General features: G+C 70.5%; 16 protein-coding genes. 11 read left to right on the top strand and 5 right to left on the bottom strand.

Annotation, left to right across the window (positions count from 1 at the left end; all coding sequences use genetic code 11):
• From MXD58_RS06210 to MXD58_RS06195, 4 genes are all read left to right on the top strand, one after another.
• Positions 1–1,184: dihydrolipoamide acetyltransferase family protein (locus MXD58_RS06210; protein WP_250609109.1), on the top strand; the 1,184-nt coding region annotated here is incomplete at its 5' end.
• Positions 1,185–1,251: 67 nt separating this feature from the next.
• Positions 1,252–2,187, top strand: a complete 936-nt coding sequence (gene pheA / locus MXD58_RS06205; RefSeq protein ID WP_248836914.1) for a prephenate dehydratase — start codon at positions 1,252–1,254, stop codon at positions 2,185–2,187.
• Between the two features lie 414 nt (positions 2,188–2,601).
• Complete coding sequence (locus MXD58_RS06200) at positions 2,602–3,576, top strand: ParA family protein (protein WP_248836915.1); 975 nt, start codon at positions 2,602–2,604, stop codon at positions 3,574–3,576.
• A gap of 343 nt (positions 3,577–3,919) precedes the next feature.
• On the top strand, positions 3,920–5,311 hold the full coding sequence (locus MXD58_RS06195; protein ID WP_248836916.1) for an FAD-dependent oxidoreductase: 1,392 nt from the start codon (positions 3,920–3,922) through the stop codon (positions 5,309–5,311).
• A 27-nt stretch (positions 5,312–5,338) separates the two neighbouring features.
• On the opposite strand, the gene MXD58_RS06190 is transcribed toward MXD58_RS06195, so the two are convergent.
• On the bottom strand, positions 5,339–6,112 hold the full coding sequence (locus MXD58_RS06190; protein WP_248836917.1) for a sulfite exporter TauE/SafE family protein: 774 nt from the start codon (positions 6,110–6,112) through the stop codon (positions 5,339–5,341).
• Between the two features lie 258 nt (positions 6,113–6,370).
• On the opposite strand from MXD58_RS06190, the gene MXD58_RS06185 reads away from it, so the two are divergent.
• Positions 6,371–6,793: a TOBE domain-containing protein gene (locus MXD58_RS06185; protein ID WP_248836918.1), complete on the top strand. Its 423-nt coding sequence runs from the start codon at positions 6,371–6,373 to the stop codon at positions 6,791–6,793.
• A 104-nt stretch (positions 6,794–6,897) separates the two neighbouring features.
• Here MXD58_RS06185 and MXD58_RS06180 read toward each other — a convergent pair whose 3' ends face one another.
• A complete protein-coding gene (locus MXD58_RS06180) occupies positions 6,898–8,421 on the bottom strand; it encodes a catalase (protein ID WP_248836919.1) in 1,524 nt (507 codons plus the stop codon).
• 364 nt (positions 8,422–8,785) lie between these two features.
• Positions 8,786–9,136: a hypothetical protein gene (locus MXD58_RS06175; RefSeq protein WP_248836920.1), complete on the bottom strand. Its 351-nt coding sequence runs from the start codon at positions 9,134–9,136 to the stop codon at positions 8,786–8,788.
• 570 nt (positions 9,137–9,706) lie between these two features.
• Here MXD58_RS06175 and MXD58_RS30585 point away from each other — a divergent pair.
• The 3 genes from MXD58_RS30585 to MXD58_RS06160 are packed head-to-tail and all read left to right on the top strand — an operon-like array spanning position 9,707 to position 11,370.
• Positions 9,707–10,300: a YwqJ-related putative deaminase gene (locus tag MXD58_RS30585; protein ID WP_248836921.1), complete on the top strand. Its 594-nt coding sequence runs from the start codon at positions 9,707–9,709 to the stop codon at positions 10,298–10,300.
• Between the two features lie 31 nt (positions 10,301–10,331).
• Entirely contained in the window at positions 10,332–10,655 is a 324-nt protein-coding gene (locus MXD58_RS06165; RefSeq protein WP_248836922.1) for a toxin-antitoxin system YwqK family antitoxin, read from the top strand.
• Positions 10,656–10,698: 43 nt separating this feature from the next.
• Positions 10,699–11,370: an endonuclease V gene (locus MXD58_RS06160; protein ID WP_248836923.1), complete on the top strand. Its 672-nt coding sequence runs from the start codon at positions 10,699–10,701 to the stop codon at positions 11,368–11,370.
• Positions 11,371–11,421: 51 nt separating this feature from the next.
• Here the strand turns inward: MXD58_RS06160 and MXD58_RS06155 are convergent, their stop codons facing one another.
• Positions 11,422–13,299, bottom strand: coding sequence for a glycoside hydrolase family 26 protein (locus MXD58_RS06155; protein WP_248836924.1), 1,878 nt, complete (start codon positions 13,297–13,299; stop codon positions 11,422–11,424).
• A 346-nt stretch (positions 13,300–13,645) separates the two neighbouring features.
• On the opposite strand from MXD58_RS06155, the gene MXD58_RS06150 reads away from it, so the two are divergent.
• From MXD58_RS06150 to MXD58_RS06140, 3 genes are all read left to right on the top strand, one after another.
• Positions 13,646–14,542: a helix-turn-helix domain-containing protein gene (locus MXD58_RS06150; protein ID WP_248836925.1), complete on the top strand. Its 897-nt coding sequence runs from the start codon at positions 13,646–13,648 to the stop codon at positions 14,540–14,542.
• A 42-nt stretch (positions 14,543–14,584) separates the two neighbouring features.
• Positions 14,585–15,019, top strand: a complete 435-nt coding sequence (locus MXD58_RS06145; RefSeq protein ID WP_248836926.1) for a VOC family protein — start codon at positions 14,585–14,587, stop codon at positions 15,017–15,019.
• A 148-nt stretch (positions 15,020–15,167) separates the two neighbouring features.
• Positions 15,168–16,268 carry a hypothetical protein gene (locus tag MXD58_RS06140; protein ID WP_248836927.1) on the top strand — a complete coding sequence of 367 codons (1,101 nt, stop codon included), beginning with the start codon at positions 15,168–15,170 and terminating at the stop codon, positions 16,266–16,268.
• Positions 16,269–16,467: 199 nt separating this feature from the next.
• Here MXD58_RS06140 and MXD58_RS06135 read toward each other — a convergent pair.
• A partial coding sequence (locus tag MXD58_RS06135; RefSeq protein WP_250609108.1) for an aldehyde dehydrogenase family protein occupies positions 16,468–17,739 on the bottom strand: 1,272 nt, incomplete at its 5' end.

The following is a 17,739-nucleotide window of genomic DNA, read 5'->3' as shown; positions in this document are numbered from 1 at the left end:
GGGCCGCCATTCCGGCCCCCCGCCCCGAGGCCGCCCCGGCATCGCGGACGCGCCAGGGCGGGGCCCATCCGTCGTCCCGCACGGCCGCGTCGGCGGCTCCCAACGCCGGCCAGAACAGCGCCGCCGGCCAGAACCGTGGTGCCGGCCAGAACGGTGGTGCGTCCGGCCAGAACGGGGCGGCCGGCCATAACGGTGCGTCCGGGGGGCGGGGCGGCGCGGTCGGTGGCGTGCCCACCGGGTCGGGAACGCCGGTCAGCTCCGCCGGGACCGCACGCTCCCCCGGCGCGGACGGGACCGCCGTCGCGGTCGTCTCGCCGCTGGTGCGCCGACTCGCCCGCGACCACGGCGTCGACCTGCGGACGCTGCCCGGCAGCGGGCCGAACGGGCTGATCATGCGTCGGGACGTGGCGGCCGCGATCGACGGCGACGTCGTCGACGCGACCGATCACGTCACCGGTGCGGCGGGCAACGGCGGCACCGACGGCGGGTTCGAGCCGTTCGACGCGCCACGCCGGCGGGCGGCGGAGGTGTTCACCCGCAGCCGCCGGGAGGTGCCCGACGCGACCTGCTGGGTCGACGCGGACGCCACCGCCCTGCTCGCGGCGAAGGACGCGCTCAACGCCGGCGGCGCCGAGCCACGCATCGGGCTGCTGGCGATCCTCGCCCGGGTCTGCGTCGCCGCGTTGCTGCGCGCGCCGGCGCTGAACTCCTCGGTGGTCACCGACGCCGCGGGACGGGCCCTCGGGGTGCGCCAGCACGACGCCGTCCACCTCGGCATCGCGGCGCAGACGCCGCGCGGCCTGGCGGTGCCGGTCGTACGCGACGCCCAGGACCTCACCACCGCCCGGCTCGCCGCCGCGATCGCGGACGTCACGGGGACGGCCCGCGTGGGCCGGCTGAGCCCGGCGGAGCTGACCGGCGGGACGTTCACGCTGAACAACTACGGCGTGTTCGGCGTCGACGGCGCCACCCCGATCCTCCACCACCCGCAGACGGCGATGCTCGGTGTCGGGCGGATCGTCCAGCGTCCCTGGGTCCTCGACGGGGCGTTGGCGGTGCGCAGCGTCATGCAGCTGTCGTTCACCTTCGACCACCGGGTCTGTGACGGCGCGACCGCCGGGGAGTTCCTGCGGTTCGTCGCCGACGCCGTGGAGGACCCCACGACGCTGCTGCGCCACCTCTGACTGCCTGTTGCTCCCAGCCCTCCACGCGGCGCCGGCGGGCGCCGCCCGATTCACCAGGAGGCCAGCTGTGCCCGCCCGGGCCCGTTACACCTACCTCGGCCCCGAGGGGACGTTCACCGAGGTCGCGCTGCGGACGCTGCCGGAGGCGGCGGATGGCAGGCTGATTCCGTCTCGTACCGTGACGGCGGCTCTGGACGCGGTGCGCAGCGGTGACGCCGCCGGGGCACTGGTACCGATCGAGAACTCCGTCGAGGGCGCGGTCACCACGACCCTCGACGAACTCGCCACCGGCGAACCACTGATGATCTACCGCGAGGTGGTGCTGCCGATCAGCTTCGCGCTGCTCGTGCGGCCCGGCACCACGCTCGAGGACGTGAAGACGGTCACCGGGCATCCCGTCGCCCAGGCGCAGGTGCGGCGCTGGCTCGCGACGCATCTGCCGCACGCCGAGTGGGAGTCCGCTCCCTCGAACGCCGAGGGCGCCCGCCTCGTGCGTGACGGGCGCTTCGACTGCGCGTTCGCGGGCGCGTTCACCGCGCCTCGCTACGGGCTGGAGGCGCTGATCACCGATATCAACGACGTCGCCGGCGCCACCACCCGCTTCGTGCTCCTCGGCCGGCCCGGCCGCATCGGGGCGCCGACCCGGGCGGACAAGACCTCCGCGGTGGCGTGGCTCGCCCACAACCATCCGGGCGCGCTGCTGGAGCTGCTACAGGAGTGGGCCGTGCGGGGGGTGAACCTGATGCGGATCGAGTCCCGGCCGACCGGCGAGGGCCTCGGCCAGTACTGCTTCTCGATCGACGTCGAGGGGCACGCCAGCGACCGCCGCGTCGCCGAGGCGCTGATGGGGCTGTATCGGCTGTGCCCGAAGGTCCGTTTCCTCGGCTCGTACCCGCGGGCCGGGCAGGCCCGGCCGAGCGTGCGCCCGGGACCCTCCGAAGTCCAGTTCGCCGAGTCCGCCGACTGGCTGACCCGCTGCCTCGACGGCGGCGCCCCGGACTGAGCGGGGCCCGCTCGCCTGTTCCGGTACCCCCGACGCCCGGTTCGCGGCGTCGCCTTTCGCACCGCCGGCCTCCCGGCCCGCCCTGACCCGCGCGGGCCGCCCCGGGCCGACGGACCCCGCACGTGGCCGTGACGCAGGGCCCGAACGGCCCGGCCGGCCGCCCGATCCGGCCATCAGCGGCCCCGTTCGGGCCAGTCACGACGATGCGCCGCCGTGGTCCCACCCGCAGCCGTCACCCGTTCGGGCCAGCCGGTTCCGCACCGCCCTCCCCCATGCCGAACAGGGCGAAGGGCGATATTTCCCCCGGGCCGTAGTCTGCTTGTGAGCCGTGCACAGAGGGGACGCCCGTTCGGCCACAGAGCATTCCCACCATGCCGCGACCAGGCGGACCGTGCACGTCGGAGGGAGGTTGCGGTGAAAGTCGTGGCGATCGCCAGCTACAAGGGCGGGGTCGGCAAGACCACCCTGACCGCGAACATCGGCACGGCCATCGCCCGCCTCGGCCGGCGGGTACTGCTCGTCGACCTGGACCCGCAGGCGAACCTCACCTTCTCCTTCTACCGGCCCGAGGTCTGGCGCTCGGACCTCGCCGACCAGCGACGCACCGTCAAGGCCTGGTTCGAGTCCTGGCGGCCGGACACCCTCCCGCCGCCCCTGGCCGGCTACGTGACCACCCCGCCCGACGCGGCGCTCGCCGTGGCCCCCGGCGGCGGCCGCCTCGACCTGCTCGCCTCGCACCTGTCCCTAGGTGACGTCGAGATGGACCTCACCGCCCGCCTCGGCGGCGCGCAGGCCCACCGGTCGACCCGGCACTACTTCGACGTCTACCAGCGGCTGTCGACCGGGCTGGCGTCGCTCGACCTGCACGCCTACGACCTGGTCCTCATCGACTGCCCGCCGCACTTCGGCGTCGTCACCCGGGCGGCGATCGCGGCCTGCGACCATGTTCTCGTCCCCGCCCGCCCGGACCTGCTGTCCACCCTCGGCATCGAGCACCTGCTGGGCAAGCTCGGCCGGTTCGTCTGGGAGTACAACCGGGTCGCCGAGCTGCAGTCCGGGCTGCACCCGGAGGTCAAGCAGCTCGACCCGCGGGTGCTCGGCGTCGTGCTCATGATGGTCCAGTACTACCGGGGTCGGCCGACGAGCTTCCTGCGCCGGCACATCGACCAGATCGCCGATCTCGGCGTACCCGTGTTCGCGGCCATGATCCGCTCGAGCAACCGGGCCTTCGCCGGCAGCGCCGACGCCCAGCTACCGGCGGTGCTGTCCCCCGACACCCCCTACGACGTCGTGCGGGAGCTGGTGGATCTCGTCGAGGAGTTCCTGCGCCGCATCGGCGCCTCGGGACTGGGCGTCGGCGGCCTCGGCGCCTGGCACGGCGAGCTGTAGGCCGCCGCCACGAGACGGTGACCTTCCGTCACCGAACGTTCCGGCGCGCTGGCTGCGGACGGTTCACATTCCTTGCTTCGCGATCCCGGATTCTCTAGGTTGAGGCCACGCGGTCGTCACGTCATCGGGCATACAGCCTACGGCGCTGGCCGCGTTGTTTGGACGTATCGACTAACGGCCAGAGGAGATCACCCGAGTTCCCCGCGAGAATTCCCGGGCGCGCCGCCGAACGTATTCACGGGCGGATTCGGGACCGCCACGACGGTGAACCTCCTGCCAGGCCCCTCTCGACCCGGCCGGGTGCGCGCACGCGGACGCGGCGGGCCACGGAAGGACGGGACTCATGCCCGAGGGAACCGTGACGGTCCCACTGACCGTCGCCGTCGTCGGCTCCGGTCCGTCCGGCTTCTACGCGGCCAGCTCCCTGCTCGAGCAGACCGCGGTGCCGATCCGGGTGGACATGTACGAGCGGCTCGCGACGCCGTGGGGCCTGGTCCGCTCCGGGGTCGCCCCCGACCACCCGAAGATCAAGACGGTGTCCGGGGTGTACGCGGCGATCGCCGCGCACGAGAACTTCCGCTTCTTCGGCAACGTGCACATCGGGCGGGATGTCACCCGTGAGGAGCTCACGGCCCGCTACGACGCGGTGCTCTACGCCGTCGGCGCGCAGAGCGACCGACGTCTGGGCATCCCCGGCGAGGACCTGCCGGGCAGCGAGTCCGCGGTCGACTTCGTCGGTTGGTACAACGGCCATCCGGACTATGCCGACCTCACGTTCGATTTCAGCGGCGAACGGGCCGTGGTGATCGGCGCGGGCAACGTCGCGCTCGACGTGGCCCGGATCCTCTGCTCACCGCACGAGCGGCTGAGTCGCACCGACATCGCCGACCACGCGCTCGCCGCGCTGAAGGAAAGCTCCATCACCGAGGTGATGGTCGTCGGCCGCCGCGGCGCCGCGCAGGGCGCGTTCACGACGCCCGAGCTGAAGGAACTGCCCGAGTTCACCGGGTCCGGGGTGGATGTCGACCCCGCCGTCCTCGCCGACCAGCTCGGCGAGGACGCGCTGTCCCGCCCGGCGAAACGCAACCTCGCGGTGCTGCGTGGCTACGCGGCCACCCCGACCGCGAAGGGCGCGCGCCACATCACGATGCGTTTCCAGCGCACGCCGGTGGAGATCCGTGGCGACGGTCGGGTCGAGGAGATCGTGTTCGCCCGCAACGCGCTGCGTATCGACGACGAGGGCTGGGTCAGCGCGGTCGACACCGGTGAGCGGGAGACCGTGGCGACGTCCCTGGTGCTGCGGGCGGTCGGCTACCGCGGGGTGGCGATCGACGGGCTGCCCTTCGACGAGCGCCGCGGCGTGATCCCGAACGACGAGGGCCGGATCCAGGGCGTCGAGCGCGAGTACGTGGCGGGCTGGATCAAGCGTGGCCCGACCGGGATCATCGGCACGAACAAGAAGTGCGCCGCCGAGTCCGTCGCCCGCCTGTTCGCCGATCTCGAGGCCGGCGCACTGCACCGGCACGAGCGCGGCATCGCCTTCGACCCCGGCAACGAGATCGAGACCTGGCTGCGTGGGCGCCAGCCGCACCTGGTCACCGAGCAGGGCTGGCAGCTCATCGACGCCGCCGAGCGATCCATCGGCGAGCCCAGCGGCCGGCCCCGGGTCAAGCTGGTCATGACCGACAAGCTGCTCGACATCGCCCTGAACCGCCAGTCCGCCGCGACCCGGTAGCCAGCGGGAAGGTGCCGCCCGCGACTGTCAGCTGGCCTGGGTGAGGTACACGGACCCCAGTGCGGCGGCGAGGGCGCCGAGCAGCAGTCGCAGGCCGGTGTCGGGAATGCGATGGTGCAGCCGGGCGCCGAGGTAGGCGCCTGCCAGACCACCCAGGCCGCTGGCGAAACCGAGCGCCCAGTGCGGGGCGACGCTGCCGGGGGTGGTGAGGGCGAGGACGGCATAGGTGACGGCGCCGACGACGGAGGTCGCGAGCGTCGCGGCGAGGGCCGCGGGGGCGACGGTGGGGACGGGCAGGCCGCGTCCGACAAGGATGGGACTGAGAATCGAACCGCCGCCGATACCGTAGACGCCGCCGAGGATACCCACGAGCAGGGCCAGCGCGGTGATGGTGCGGGACCGTGGCGGCGCGGTGGGAGGGCTGCCCGGGTGGCGCAGGGTGCGCAGGCAGAGCCAGCCACCCAGGGGCAGCAGGAGCAGTCCGAGCAGCAGGCGGAACAGCCGGGCGCCGGGCACGAGATGGACACGGATGATCGCGCCCACGATGACGCCGGGCAGGGTGCCGGCGATGAGCAGGCGGGCCAGGGTGGCGTCGAGCTGGTGGTGGCGTCGGTGGCGGGCCAGCGCGCCGGGCGTGGCGAGGACGTTGAACAGCAGGTTCGTGGGGGTGACGGCCGGGTTCGGAGTGTGCAGGACGTCGAGTTGCACGGGCAACAGGAACACCGCCCCCGACACCCCGACGGGCGTGGTGATCGCCGCGATGAGCAGGCCGGCGGCGAAACCGAGCAGGACCGTCGTCATCCGAGAGATCCTCGCCGACATCTCCGTCACGCGCGTGGTGCCGTCGGAAACCCGCACCCGCAGGTGCCACCCGGCTCGCGGTCGCGCATTCCGATACACGGCGGCTGCTTCCATGAGGACGCCGCCAATGAGGATTTCGATGGATTCCCTGATGGTGTCGTCCGGAACTCACACCGAGAGCAGCTCGGTGCACGCGTCGCGCAGGTGGGTAGACAGCGGTCAGCCCGCGAAAGATCCACGGCAAGGGAGTGCGCCACGATGAGCCTGAGCATCCGCAACCGTCTGTCCGGAACCGTCGCCGACATCACCACAGGCGCCGTGATGAGCACGGTGAGCGTCGCGCTCGCCGGCGGTCAGACCATCACCGCCGCAGTCACCGCCGACGCCGTGAAGGATCTCCGTCTCGCGATCGGCTCGCCGGTCGAGGTCCTGGTGAAGTCCTCCGAGGTGGCGCTGGCCCTCGGGCAGATCAGCGGGATCAGCATCCGCAACCAGCTACGCGGCACGGTGTCCAGTCTGGACAGCGGCGGCGCCATGGCCGTCGCGCACGTCTCCCTCGACGGCGGTGGCGAACTGACCTCCGCTATCACCCTCGCCGCCGCGACCGACCTCGGTCTGCGCGCCGGCCTGCCCGTCACGGCGCTGGTGAAGTCGACCGAGGTCGCGCTCAGCACCGTCTGAGCCGTCCCCGTCCCCGTCCCCGCCCGCGCCCAGCGGTCCGATCCGCCTGCTGCCCGGTGTCACGCCCGGTGCCGTCAGCCCCGGCTGACGGCACCGGGCCGAGATCATGCCTTCGCCTGGGCCGAGCCGCGGGCCGGGTTCGCCTGGGCGGCGGCTTTCGGGTCGGTCAGGTCCTGCTTCGCGCGGACGCCCTGCTCGATCCGCGTGCCAAGGTCCTTGTCGACGTTGTGCCAGTACTCGAAGGCGCGCACGAGGATCGGCTCGCTGACCGCGTTGAGCAGGTGGCCGACGATGTTGTCGACCAGCCGGGCGCGGCCGTCGTCGTCGAGCACGTCGCGCACGAGCGTGCCGGCCTGGCCCCAGTCGTCATCCTCCGGGCGGGGAGTGTAGGCGGCGCGGACCATCTCGCCATCGGAGTACCACAGCCCGCCGTCGTCGGTCAGCGCCGGCTGGGCCGCCGGGCCGCCGTAGGAGTTCGGCGCGTACACCGGGTCGGTGACGTTCTGGACCCGCATCGCGCCGTCCTTGGAATAGCTGTGGACGGGCACCTTCGCCGAGTTCACCGGGATCTGCTTGTAGTTCACGCCGAGACGATGACGATGCGCGTCGGAATAGCTGAACCCACGGGCCAGCAGCATCTTGTCCGGGGACAGGCCGGTGCCGGCGACGAGGTTGTTCGGTTCGAACGCCGCCTGCTCCATCTCGGTGTGGTAGTCGGTGACGTTTCGGTTCAGCGTGAGGCGACCGACCTCGTGCAGCGGATAGTCGCTGTGTGGCCAGACCTTGGTCAGGTCGAACGGGTTGAAACGGTAGGTCTTCGCCTCCTCGAACGGCATGATCTGCATCTTCAGCGTCCAGCTCGGGAACTTTCCGTCGCGGATGTGCTCGTACAGGTCACGCTGGTGGTAGTCGGTGTCGATCGAGGCCATCTGGTCTGCCTCGTCCTGAGTGAAGGTCTCGATGCCCTGGTCGGTCTTGAAATGGTACTTCACCCAGAACCGTTCACCCGCGGCGTTGATCCACATATAGGTGTGGCTCGAGTAGCCGTTCATGTGCCGCCAGGTCCGCGGAATCCCACGGTCGCCCATCAGCCAGGTGACCTGGTGGGCGGATTCCGGCGACAGTGTCCAGAAATCCCACTGCATGTCATGGTCACGAAGATTGTTGTCCGAGCGGCGCTTCTGCGACCGGATGAAGTGCTGGAACTTCATCGGATCCTTGATGAAGAAAACCGGGGTGTTGTTGCCGACGATGTCCAGGTTTCCCTCGGACGTGTAGAACTTCACCGCGAAGCCGCGCGGGTCCCGCCAGGTGTCCGGGCTGCCCCGCTCCCCCGCCACCGTCGAGAACCGGATCAGGACGTCGGTCTTCGCACCCGGCGCGAACACCGCCGCCCTCGTGTACGCGCTGACGTCCTGGGTCACCTCGAACGCGCCGAACGCGCCGCCGCCCTTCGCGTGCGGCTGCCGCTCCGGGATCCGCTCCCGGTTGAAGTTCGCCATCTGCTCGATCAGGTAGTGATCCTGAAGGAGCAGCGGCCCGTTCGGCCCGACGGACAGCGAATGCTCGTCGCTGGCTACGGGTATCCCCGTGTCGGTGGTAGTAGGACGACGCTCCTGTGCTGTCACCACGAACTCCTCATCCTGCCTGCGTCTCACGGTCAGGTCGCGACCCCTCGGCGGCACTGCGGCGGAGCCGTCGCCCGTCAGGCCAACCCGCTCCGCCAGGCTCACTCACCGTCCAACCGGGCCCCGCACCACCCCGATCGGGCCAGACAGGGTCAGCTCGGACCGCCACCGTTGGTCGTCCTGCTCCGTTCGCCTACCCGCCCCACGGGGCCACACACCCGCGTACCACCCCCGACCTCCCCGCGCCACGCGTGAGATAACGGCCACAGCCTGCGCACGCCAGCGGATACCTACGCCGCAACTGATCATTGCCGCGCCAAGGCCCTCGAAGGGGCACGAACCAACCTGGACCCCACATCCACGTCTAAGCGTGGCCATACTGGCACGGTGAGCGCCGATGTCTCGTGATCTGCCGGGTGGCGACCACGATCATCCCGAAACCGCGCCCGCGACAAGCGGAAGCCCGGAGGCTTCGTCCATCGAGACGAAGATGGCCGCCCTCGACCGTCGAGCCCTTGGCGAGGAACCACACCAGGCAGACGTCGGCCGCGCCAATGCTCAGACCTCCGACGTGCCCGAACACGCCCGAACGGAGCCGGAGCGCGCCAGCTCTGACGTGGGCAGAGACCGAATCCAGGCCAAGATGGACGCGCTCGAGCGGCGCGCCTCCACCGACGAGCAGCGGATGGAACTCGTCGAACCACATTTCGATCACGCTCTGACCCCGCGAGAAACGCCTCTCGAGAGGAAGCTCGCGAGACTGGCCCCACAGACGGCGTTCGAGGCCGAGGCAGCCCTGGAATCCAAGCAGGGATCGTCAGACCAGCCATCTGACCGCCCCTTCACCGGGCAGTCTCCGCCCGAGGCCGACAGTCCTCCCGACCAGCCGCTTCTCGAACATGAGTCCGTACCGGACACAAGGCCGGACGATCTCAGGCCGTCAGCGGAGGACGCTGCGGAGCACTCTCCTGCTCACGAATCGACGCCCCTACCGGCGGCAACGTCGTCCGACACGGAGCCGGGGCCTGGCGCCGATCGAACGCCGAGTTCATGGTCAGATCGAGCGCCCAATTCCGACTCCGGCGCTGGCGCACAGCCTGACCGGCATCGGGATGATCAAAATGTGCCCGCTCTCGCATACCCTTCCGACCGACCGGATCGGTCCACGGAAGCCGACCCGGAAGACGCCGTCGACCTCCACGCCGACGTGCCCAGCGCGACTCACCGCGAATCTCCGTCCAGGAAGCCAGATGGGTCACCTTGGCCCGAAACTCCACTAAGCGTAGTGAAGCCGCTTCCTCGTCTGAACGAAAGCAGAATTGGTCGCAGCGAGAGCGGACTGATCGAGTCGGTCGACGGAAGATCGGCACGAGACTACCTTCATACCCTCACCGACGAGCGGACGCAGGGGTATCGAGACGCGCGACTCGATGGCACCATTCCAAAGTCAGCAGTCGCCCCGGTGACATCGACACTACTCGACAGACGCACCGGCCTGTTGTATGAAGCGGTGAATCGCGGCGACAGAATGCCAACCGATCTCCATCCGGTACTCCAGGAAAGACTGGACGCGTTGCAGGCAGCCGCAAAGGAGAGCCCTAACGCATACCAATACCGAGATGGAACCACGGGCGGGTTTCCTCATTTCAGCACGGCCGGCACTCACGCCGAGGTCCAGAATGCCAGCCGAGCACTTTTCGATCGTACGGCCTTGGGTCACGAGACGACGAAGACCTCGCTTTCCGAGATGATCGTGGACAATCGATTTCCCTATCGTCCTGATAGCAATTCAGCGGCACCATGCTGCGCCAACTGCACTGCTATACTTGGCGGCAACGTCGGCGTCGAGTCCATCCCGGGAAAACTAACGAATGGATGAATCAATAGTGGAGCAAGACCCTGCCCGAACAGTGAGTATCGATGACATCGACTACACTGATGATCTGTTCGTTGTGTACGAGGGTAAACTCTTCACTGGCCGGGTGATCGATCGCTACAAGGATGGCCAGATCTGCAAGATCGACACATACAGGAAAGGTCGCCCGAACGGTCTGGAGCGCTCGTATTTTCCAGATGGATCGATCGAGTCCGAGCACTGGCACGAAGACGGCGGCTGGCACGGAACTGGCCGCACCTGGTTTCCCGACGGAAAGTTGGAGAGCGAGACGCTGTACAACCATGGCGAAGTCGTGCACGAGAAGCGCTGGTCGGAGGACGGGACCGAGCTGAACTGAGCCGGTATCCGGGCGGTCGGGTCGGCGGACGCGGGGAGATGTGGTGACGCGGATCGAGGATGCGGAGGCGCTGCAGGCACGACTGCGCGAGCAGGTCTCCGCCAACACCTCCGGACCAGTCGAGATCACCACGGTTGCCGGTTTCGACGTCGCCTACGACACCGACTCCGACGTGATCGCCGCCGCCGTCGTCGTGCTCGCCGCGCCGGGCTGGGAGGTGGTGGCGTCGGCGACGGTGGTGGGGCGGGCCGTGTTTGCGTATGTGCCGGGTCTGCTGTCCTTTCGGGAGTTGCCGGCCCTGCTCGACGCCTGGGGCGAGGTCCTCCCCCAATTGGCCGCGCTGCCTGACCTGCTGGTGTGCGATGGGCACGGCATCGCGCACCCGCGGCGGTTCGGCCTGGCCTGCCATCTCGGCGTCACTCTCGACCTGCCGACGATCGGCGTGGCCAAGACACCGTTCGTCGGCCAGCACACCACGCCCGGCCCACGGCGCGGCGAGCGGACGCCGATCGTCCTCGACGGTGCGGAACTCGGCGCGGCGCTGCGCACCCGCGACGGCGTCCGGGAGGTCTACCTCTCCGTCGGCCATCGGACCAACCTCGACGACGCCTGCCGCCACGTCCTGGACCTGTGCCCGAAGTACCGGCTGCCGGAGACCACCAGGGCGGCCGACCACCTCAGCCGGACCGCCCTGCGCGCCCATCTTTCTTCCTGACCGCCACTCCCTGACCGCGCCGAGGCCCCAGTCGCGATCAGGGACCGCCGCCTACGGCTGTGCCACGGTCGTGGCTGGATTGCGCCAGAGGGCCGCGTAACGGCCGGCGGCATTCGTATTGCGGTAGGTACAGTCGCCGGACAACGGTCGGAACAGATTCGAGCCGACGTTCCCGGCCTCGCAGTTGTTGAAATACGCCTCGTAGAGGAATCCCTGGCCGGCGCGGGCCGCCATCCAGTCGTGCATCCACTGGATGAAGTTGGCGCTGTCCCCACCGCCGTACGCCCCGGAGCCGGGTGCGACGCCCCATTCACCGATACCGAACTGCTTTCCGTGGGCCCGGGCGAAGTCGTACAGCCAGGTGATTCCACCGACCGCGCTCGCCTGGCTGTTGAAGGCCGCCAGGTTCGGGGAGGGCGGGTAGTGGTCGTAGGCGTCGATGCCGACGCTGTCCACGTAGGCGTCACCGGGGTAGAGCTCCAGCGGATTATGGCTCGGCGGAAACTGGGAGTAATGGGCGTTGATGGTCCAGTCGAGCACCGGGTCCGGGTTGGCGGTCGCTCTGATCGCGGTCGCGATGCGGCGCCAGCAGTTCACGTAGCTGGCGGCGTTGTAGGCGGACCACTGGAACCAGTTGCCATTGGCCTGCCAACCCAGCCGGATGATCGAGTTCTGCCGGCCGGTGCTGTTCAGGGTGTTGCCGAAGGTGCGCCAGTACGAGTCGTAGTCACCCGCCGCGCAGGCCGCCAGCGAGGATCCGGTGTTCTCCGGGAACGGCGGGACGGAGATGAGCAGCCGGCCCGGCCAGCCGGCGAAGTTCTGCTGCGCGAAGGAGGGCTGCACGATGGATCCCCAGCTGTTCCTGGCCACGTAGACGTGGGCGAGGTCGCAGAGGCTCCCGCGGGAAGCGCAGAACTGGTCCACGGACGCCGGGTTGAGCAGCGGATCGCCGTTCACCCCCGACAGCCACGGCAGGCCGGAGCGGTTCCCCGACGTGGGCGGCGGGTCCACGGGCGGCGGGTCCACGGGCGGCGGGTCCACGGGCGGCGGCGACGTCGTGGCGATGACCGCCCGGTCGAACCCGGTGACGGTGTTGTCGGAGGCGGGATTGCGGTGGCCCGTGTTGAGGATCTGCACGATGTGCGAGCTGTTGCCGAGATTCGCCGAGGAGAACAGCAGCGCCACGCTCGACGTGGGCGCGTAGGTGTCGATCGTGGTCGTCAGGCCGAAGTCGATGGAGATCGACGCGATGCCGCCGTGGCGCTCCTTGATCCCGTAGACGTTGATCTGCGTCCCGGTGAAGCGGATGGTCGCGCTGGCACCGCCCGCGGACGAGTACCGGAAGCTGTTGTTCGGACTCGCCGGTACGCAGCCGCCGCACGCCAGCCAGGTACCCGTGTAGGTGATCTGGTCGGGACCGGTGCCGATGGCGTTGTCCTCGATCGTCCTGGTCGCCACCGCTGGGGCGGTGTCCGTGAGGGCCTCCACCCGGTCGAAGCCGATGACGGTGGCGTTCGAGGACGGATTGTGTTGGCCGATGTTCGTCAGCGTCGCAGTATGCGGGCCGTTGCCGAGCACCGGTGATTCGTAGAGCAATGCCGATTCCGAGGTGAACCGGAAGGTGTCGATTGTCGTGGACGACGAACCGTCAATGCTGACGGTGGCCAGTCCGCCGCTGTGCTCCCTGATCCCGTAGAGCCTGAACTGCGTTCCGGTGAACCGGATCGTCGCGCTCGCCCCGCCGGTCGTCGAATAGCGGAAGCTGTTGTTCGGCGTAACCGGTGCGCAGCCGCCGCACAGCGTCCAGGAACCGGAGTAGGTGACCTGGTTGGGGCCCGTACCGATCGCGGTGTCCTCGATAGTGGCGGTCAGCACCGGCGCGGCCTGGGCCGGCAGGACGACACCGAACGCGGCCGCGACCGCTGCCACCACGAGGACCAGCCGCAGCGCCGCCGCGGACGGCCTGGACGATCTCCGTGCCGGGCGTGGGCGCGGTGGCGAGGCGGAGCCGGATCCGGTGTGGCGAAGAAACACCACGCGGTGCGATCTTCCGCCACCAGGTCCACCATGCGGCCGATCTCCCGGACCTTCGGTACGTTTCGCGCGCATTCTTACCTCCCCCTGTCGCCGTCCGGGCGCCGCCATGTCAGGCACGGGCGAGGCCTCATATTCAGCGACCCGACCGTAACTGCGGGTCTCATTCTTTTACGGGGACGATGTCCATAGGGAGAGTCGGGCTGTCCGGCCGGATAGCAGCGGAAATCATGTTTCTCCGGTGCTGTCCCGCGTCGTCGCCGCGTTCTTCGCGCCAGGCGCCGAGCCGGCCATCCCCGCGGCGGCGGGCTACGGTGGAACGGTGGTGACCAGGCGCGCGGCGGATCCCCGGCTCGACGCGGTGGTCGCCGGCATCGGCTACGCGCGCGGGAGCTTCCCGCACGCGCGGGAGCTCGTTCTACCGACGGGCGGGGTGCAGCTGCTGGTCAGCCTGTCCGCCGACGTGCTGGACTCCTGGGCGGTGGACGGCCCGCGCCCGCCCGCGCGCACCGGCGCCGCGGCGCTGCAGGGCCCGACGGACCGGCCGGCCCTGATCGATCCGGCGACGCAGCGGGAGATCGTCTGGGTGTCGTTCCGTCCCGGTGGCGCCTGGCCGTTCTTCCCGATCGACGGCGCCGACACGCCCCATCGCATGATCGACCTTGGTGATCTGTGGGGGCGGGCGGGCCTGGAGCTACCGGCTCGGCTGCGGGAGGCAGGGAGCCCGGGCGCGGCGCTGGCCCTGCTCGAACGGGAGCTGCTGGACCACGCGATCCGTCCCGTCGAGCCGGATCCGGCGGTGCGTCGCGCGGTCGCCGCCCTGTCCGCCGGGACACCGGTGGCGGCGACGGCGGACCTGCTCGGCTGGACCCCGCGCCGACTGACCAGGCAGTTCACCGCCCGCATCGGCCTGGCACCGAAGCGCTTCAGCCGGGTCCGCCGGTTCCAACGGCTCCTGCACCTGGCCGCCCGGCCGGGCGAAGGCACGGAGCCGGACTGGGCGCGGCTGGCGGCCGACTGCGGCTACTACGACCAGGCCCACCTGATCAACGACTTCCGCGTGCTGTCGGGCCTCACCCCCGGCGGCTGGCGCCCGCGGTCCCCCGACGCGCCGAACCACGTGCCGCACGGCGACTGATTCTTCCAATCCGGCGCCGGCCCGCGCGGGCACGCTACCGGTATGCAGACGATTTCCAGCACCTACCCCCGGCTCGTCGTGCGTGACACGACCGAAGCCCTCGCCTTCTACCGGGACGTCTTCGGCGCCGAACCGACGCAGCGGCACACCGACGACGCCGGCCGCACCGTGCACGCGGAGATGCTGCTCGCCGGCGTGCGCATCGCCGTCAAGGACGAGGACGAGGGCGACCCCTCGCCGGCGCGGCTGGGCGGCACCCCCGTGATCATGGCCGTGGAACTGTCCGACCCGGACGGCGTCGCGGCGGCGATGCTCGCCCGGGGCGCGAGCGTCATCCATCCGATCACCGACCATCCGTACGGCCGCGCCGGGCGCCTCGCCGACCCTTTCGGCCACCAGTGGATGCTCCTGCGCCCGTCGACCGACACCGGCCAGCCCAGTCTGGCCGCATCGGCGGCCCGGTCCGAGCGCGGCTGAGGCCACGCTCCGCCCGCCCGACCCGGCGGCAACCTATGCAGAATGTGGCGATCCTGCTCTGTACTGTGACAATATGTCCGGGTTGGACCGGAGGCGGTCGAGTCAGAGCGGGGTAGTCGTGCGCAGGATCCGGCGACTGATCCTTTCCATGCTTCGGCGCAGAATGCGCTACAGCGTGACGATCGGTGCCCTGATCGCCATCAGCGGACTGGTGTTGTTGTGGGCGCGGGTGGCAGGGCAGACGTTCGCGGGCGACCTGCTGCTGAACCTCGGAGCGACAGTGGCGGGCGCGGTCGTCACGGCGATCGCGCTGCAGCCGCTGATCGAGCGTGCTCAGACGCCCGAGGTGGTCGTGCACCTGACCTTCCCGCAGGCCCGCTTCCTCGACTCGATGTCCGACACGGCCGGCCGCATCAAAATCATGGGTGCGTGGCCGTACGGGATGGAACCTGCGCTGCGGCGCGCCTTCCTGGAGGTGCTCCACCGCGCCGTCAACGCCCGGGTCCCGGTGCAGATCCTCGTCCTCGACCCATCCAGCGACGCCGCCCGCCAGCGCACCTCGGACATGGGTGGCAACCAGGACGCGTCCGCGGCGATCTTCGAGGTGCTGCTCGCGTTTCGGCGCTGGTCAGACGCACTGTCCGCGAACGCCGCACGTGTCTTTGAGCTGAAGGTCTTCTCCGCGCTTCCACCGGCCCGCCTGTACCTCGCCGGCAACCGGGCGATCTGCTCGTTCTTCGGCGACGCCGACAACCGCGAGGGCAGCAACGTCCGGCACTACGAGACCACCACTCTCAGCGGCCTCGGCTCCTACGTCAACGATGCTTTCGACCGGCTCTGGGACAGCCCGGAGACCATCACGCTCACCGAGCACTGGCACGTCCCCCTGCACGTCGACTGGCCGCCGGAGATCTCGTCCTCGTCCTCGCCCGAGCCCGACCGGCGGGTCGGCTATGCGGTCACGGGCGGCGGCCTGTTCCTCAGCGACCAGCAGCTACTGTTCGATCTCGGCCAGGCCGCCGTGACGCGTCCGCACCCGGGCGGAATCGACGTGCCGGTGCGGCTGCACCACCGCATCGTCGGGTTCTCCTGGGACGGCCAGCGGCCGCTGCGCCTCGCCGCCTTCGACCGCGCCCGGGACCCCCGCGCGGATGCCGTCACCGCGGCCATGAACATGAAGTACGGCGACGAGGGCCAGGTGCGCCGCTCCCTGCTGGAGATCCGGCCGGCGCCCGAGCCGATCCGTTGACCGTCGGCGCTGCCCGGCCGAGGTCGCCGTCACATCGACGCGGCGCCGCGGGTCAGTACGGGTGAGCAGGCACGTCCGCCACGGACGCGCCGTACGGTTCGCCCACGGAGGTGGACGGCACCGGACGCCGGGCCCGGACCATCCAGCCCGGGTGATCCGGGCCCGGGTGGACGGCCGGGTCGGCTGGGTCGGCGGCGGGTCAGAAGGTGCCTTGTTGCTCGGGGGGCGCCGTGGCGGTGCGGATCATGCCCTTGGTGCGCATGAGGTGTTCGGCGAGGTAGCCGTCGTGGGGGACGCCGGGGCGCAGCCAGGTGGTGGGGTGGTCGCCGAGGTAGAGGTTGGTGATCGACGGTTCGTCGAGCAGGGCGTCGATCAGGTCGGCGCGGGTGGTCATCGCGGTGAGGACGAGGGTGTCGCGCAGCGGGGCGACACCGTCGGCGGGTGACCAGGGGCCGACCCAGACGCACGGGAACGGCAGCTCGACGCCGAGTTGCGGGGCCCGGGCCTGCTCGACGAGGTGCACGGCCGGGCGTAGCACCGCGCCGACGCCGGGCAGTTCGTCGACGATGCTGTCGCCGCCGAGCAGCGCCCGGGCGTCCCCGGCGACCTGGTGCAGGTAGGCGTCGACGGCGCGGGCCGCGGCGACGGGCTGGACGGTGAGGATCGCGTCGGGATGTTCCGGCGGCAGGCTCGGTATGCGGCCGAGGCGTTCGGCCAGCGCCGCGGCCAGCGGTGCCGGGTCGCCCTCGACGAGCACGGCGGTGGTGCAGGTGCAGGCCGTGCCGCCCAGGTGGCTGACGGAGTCGGCAATGATGTCGATCTTCTCGCGCCAGTCGACGTCGGCGGTCACGAGGATCTTGGAGCGGCCGGGGCCCTGGGTGAGCACGGTGGGGACGGCGCCGTACTTGTCGACGACGTCCTGGCCGCCGTAGACGATCGCGAAGTCGGATTCGTGGATGAGGATGTCGGCGACGTCGTGGTCGGTGGGCAGCAGGGTCACCGTCGCCGGCGGGAAGCCTGCCCGGCGCAGGGCCTCCACGAGGCGGTACGCGGTGTACGGCTCCCGCGACGACGGGCGCACCACGACCTTGTAGCCGAGCGCGAGCGCCTCCGGCCACAGGCCGTGGACCGCCGGGGTGTTGCCCGCGGCGTGCACGGCGAAGAGGTCACCGCGGCGGGTCCACACCGCCGAGCCGCCGAGCGTCGCCTCGTCGCGCCAGTCGTCAACGGCACCGTTCGGCCTGGCCAGCGCCATGGTGTTCCGCTGCGAACGCAGCACATCGATGATCCACTCGACGCCCACGCCGACGACCGCGCGCGGCACGCCGGAGGCGGTCGAGACGAGCTGGAGGTAGCCGTCGAGGTCGAACCCGCCGATCGTCGCGGTCGCGAACAGCTCGGCCGCCCGGTCGAGCGCGTCGAGGCGCGCCGGGCCCGCCAGGTCACCGCCGCCCTGCTGGCCGCGATCCTC

The organism is Frankia sp. AgKG'84/4 (genome assembly GCF_023242965.2).
In the GTDB taxonomy this organism is placed as follows: Bacteria; Actinomycetota; Actinomycetes; order Frankiales; family Frankiaceae; genus Frankia.
Note: the sequence above shows the minus strand (reverse complement) of the source record. Positions and strands in the feature narration are given on the sequence as shown.

Coding starts and splice junctions, on each gene's coding strand:
- MXD58_RS06185 (WP_248836918.1), top strand. CDS start 6,371: ATGAGCCTGAGCATCCGCAACCGTCTGTCCGGAACCGTCGCCGACATC.
- MXD58_RS06145 (WP_248836926.1), top strand. CDS start 14,585: ATGCAGACGATTTCCAGCACCTACCCCCGGCTCGTCGTGCGTGACACG.
- MXD58_RS06190 (WP_248836917.1), bottom strand. CDS start 6,112: ATGACGACGGTCCTGCTCGGTTTCGCCGCCGGCCTGCTCATCGCGGCG.
- MXD58_RS06195 (WP_248836916.1), top strand. CDS start 3,920: ATGCCCGAGGGAACCGTGACGGTCCCACTGACCGTCGCCGTCGTCGGC.
- MXD58_RS06140 (WP_248836927.1), top strand. CDS start 15,168: ATGCTTCGGCGCAGAATGCGCTACAGCGTGACGATCGGTGCCCTGATC.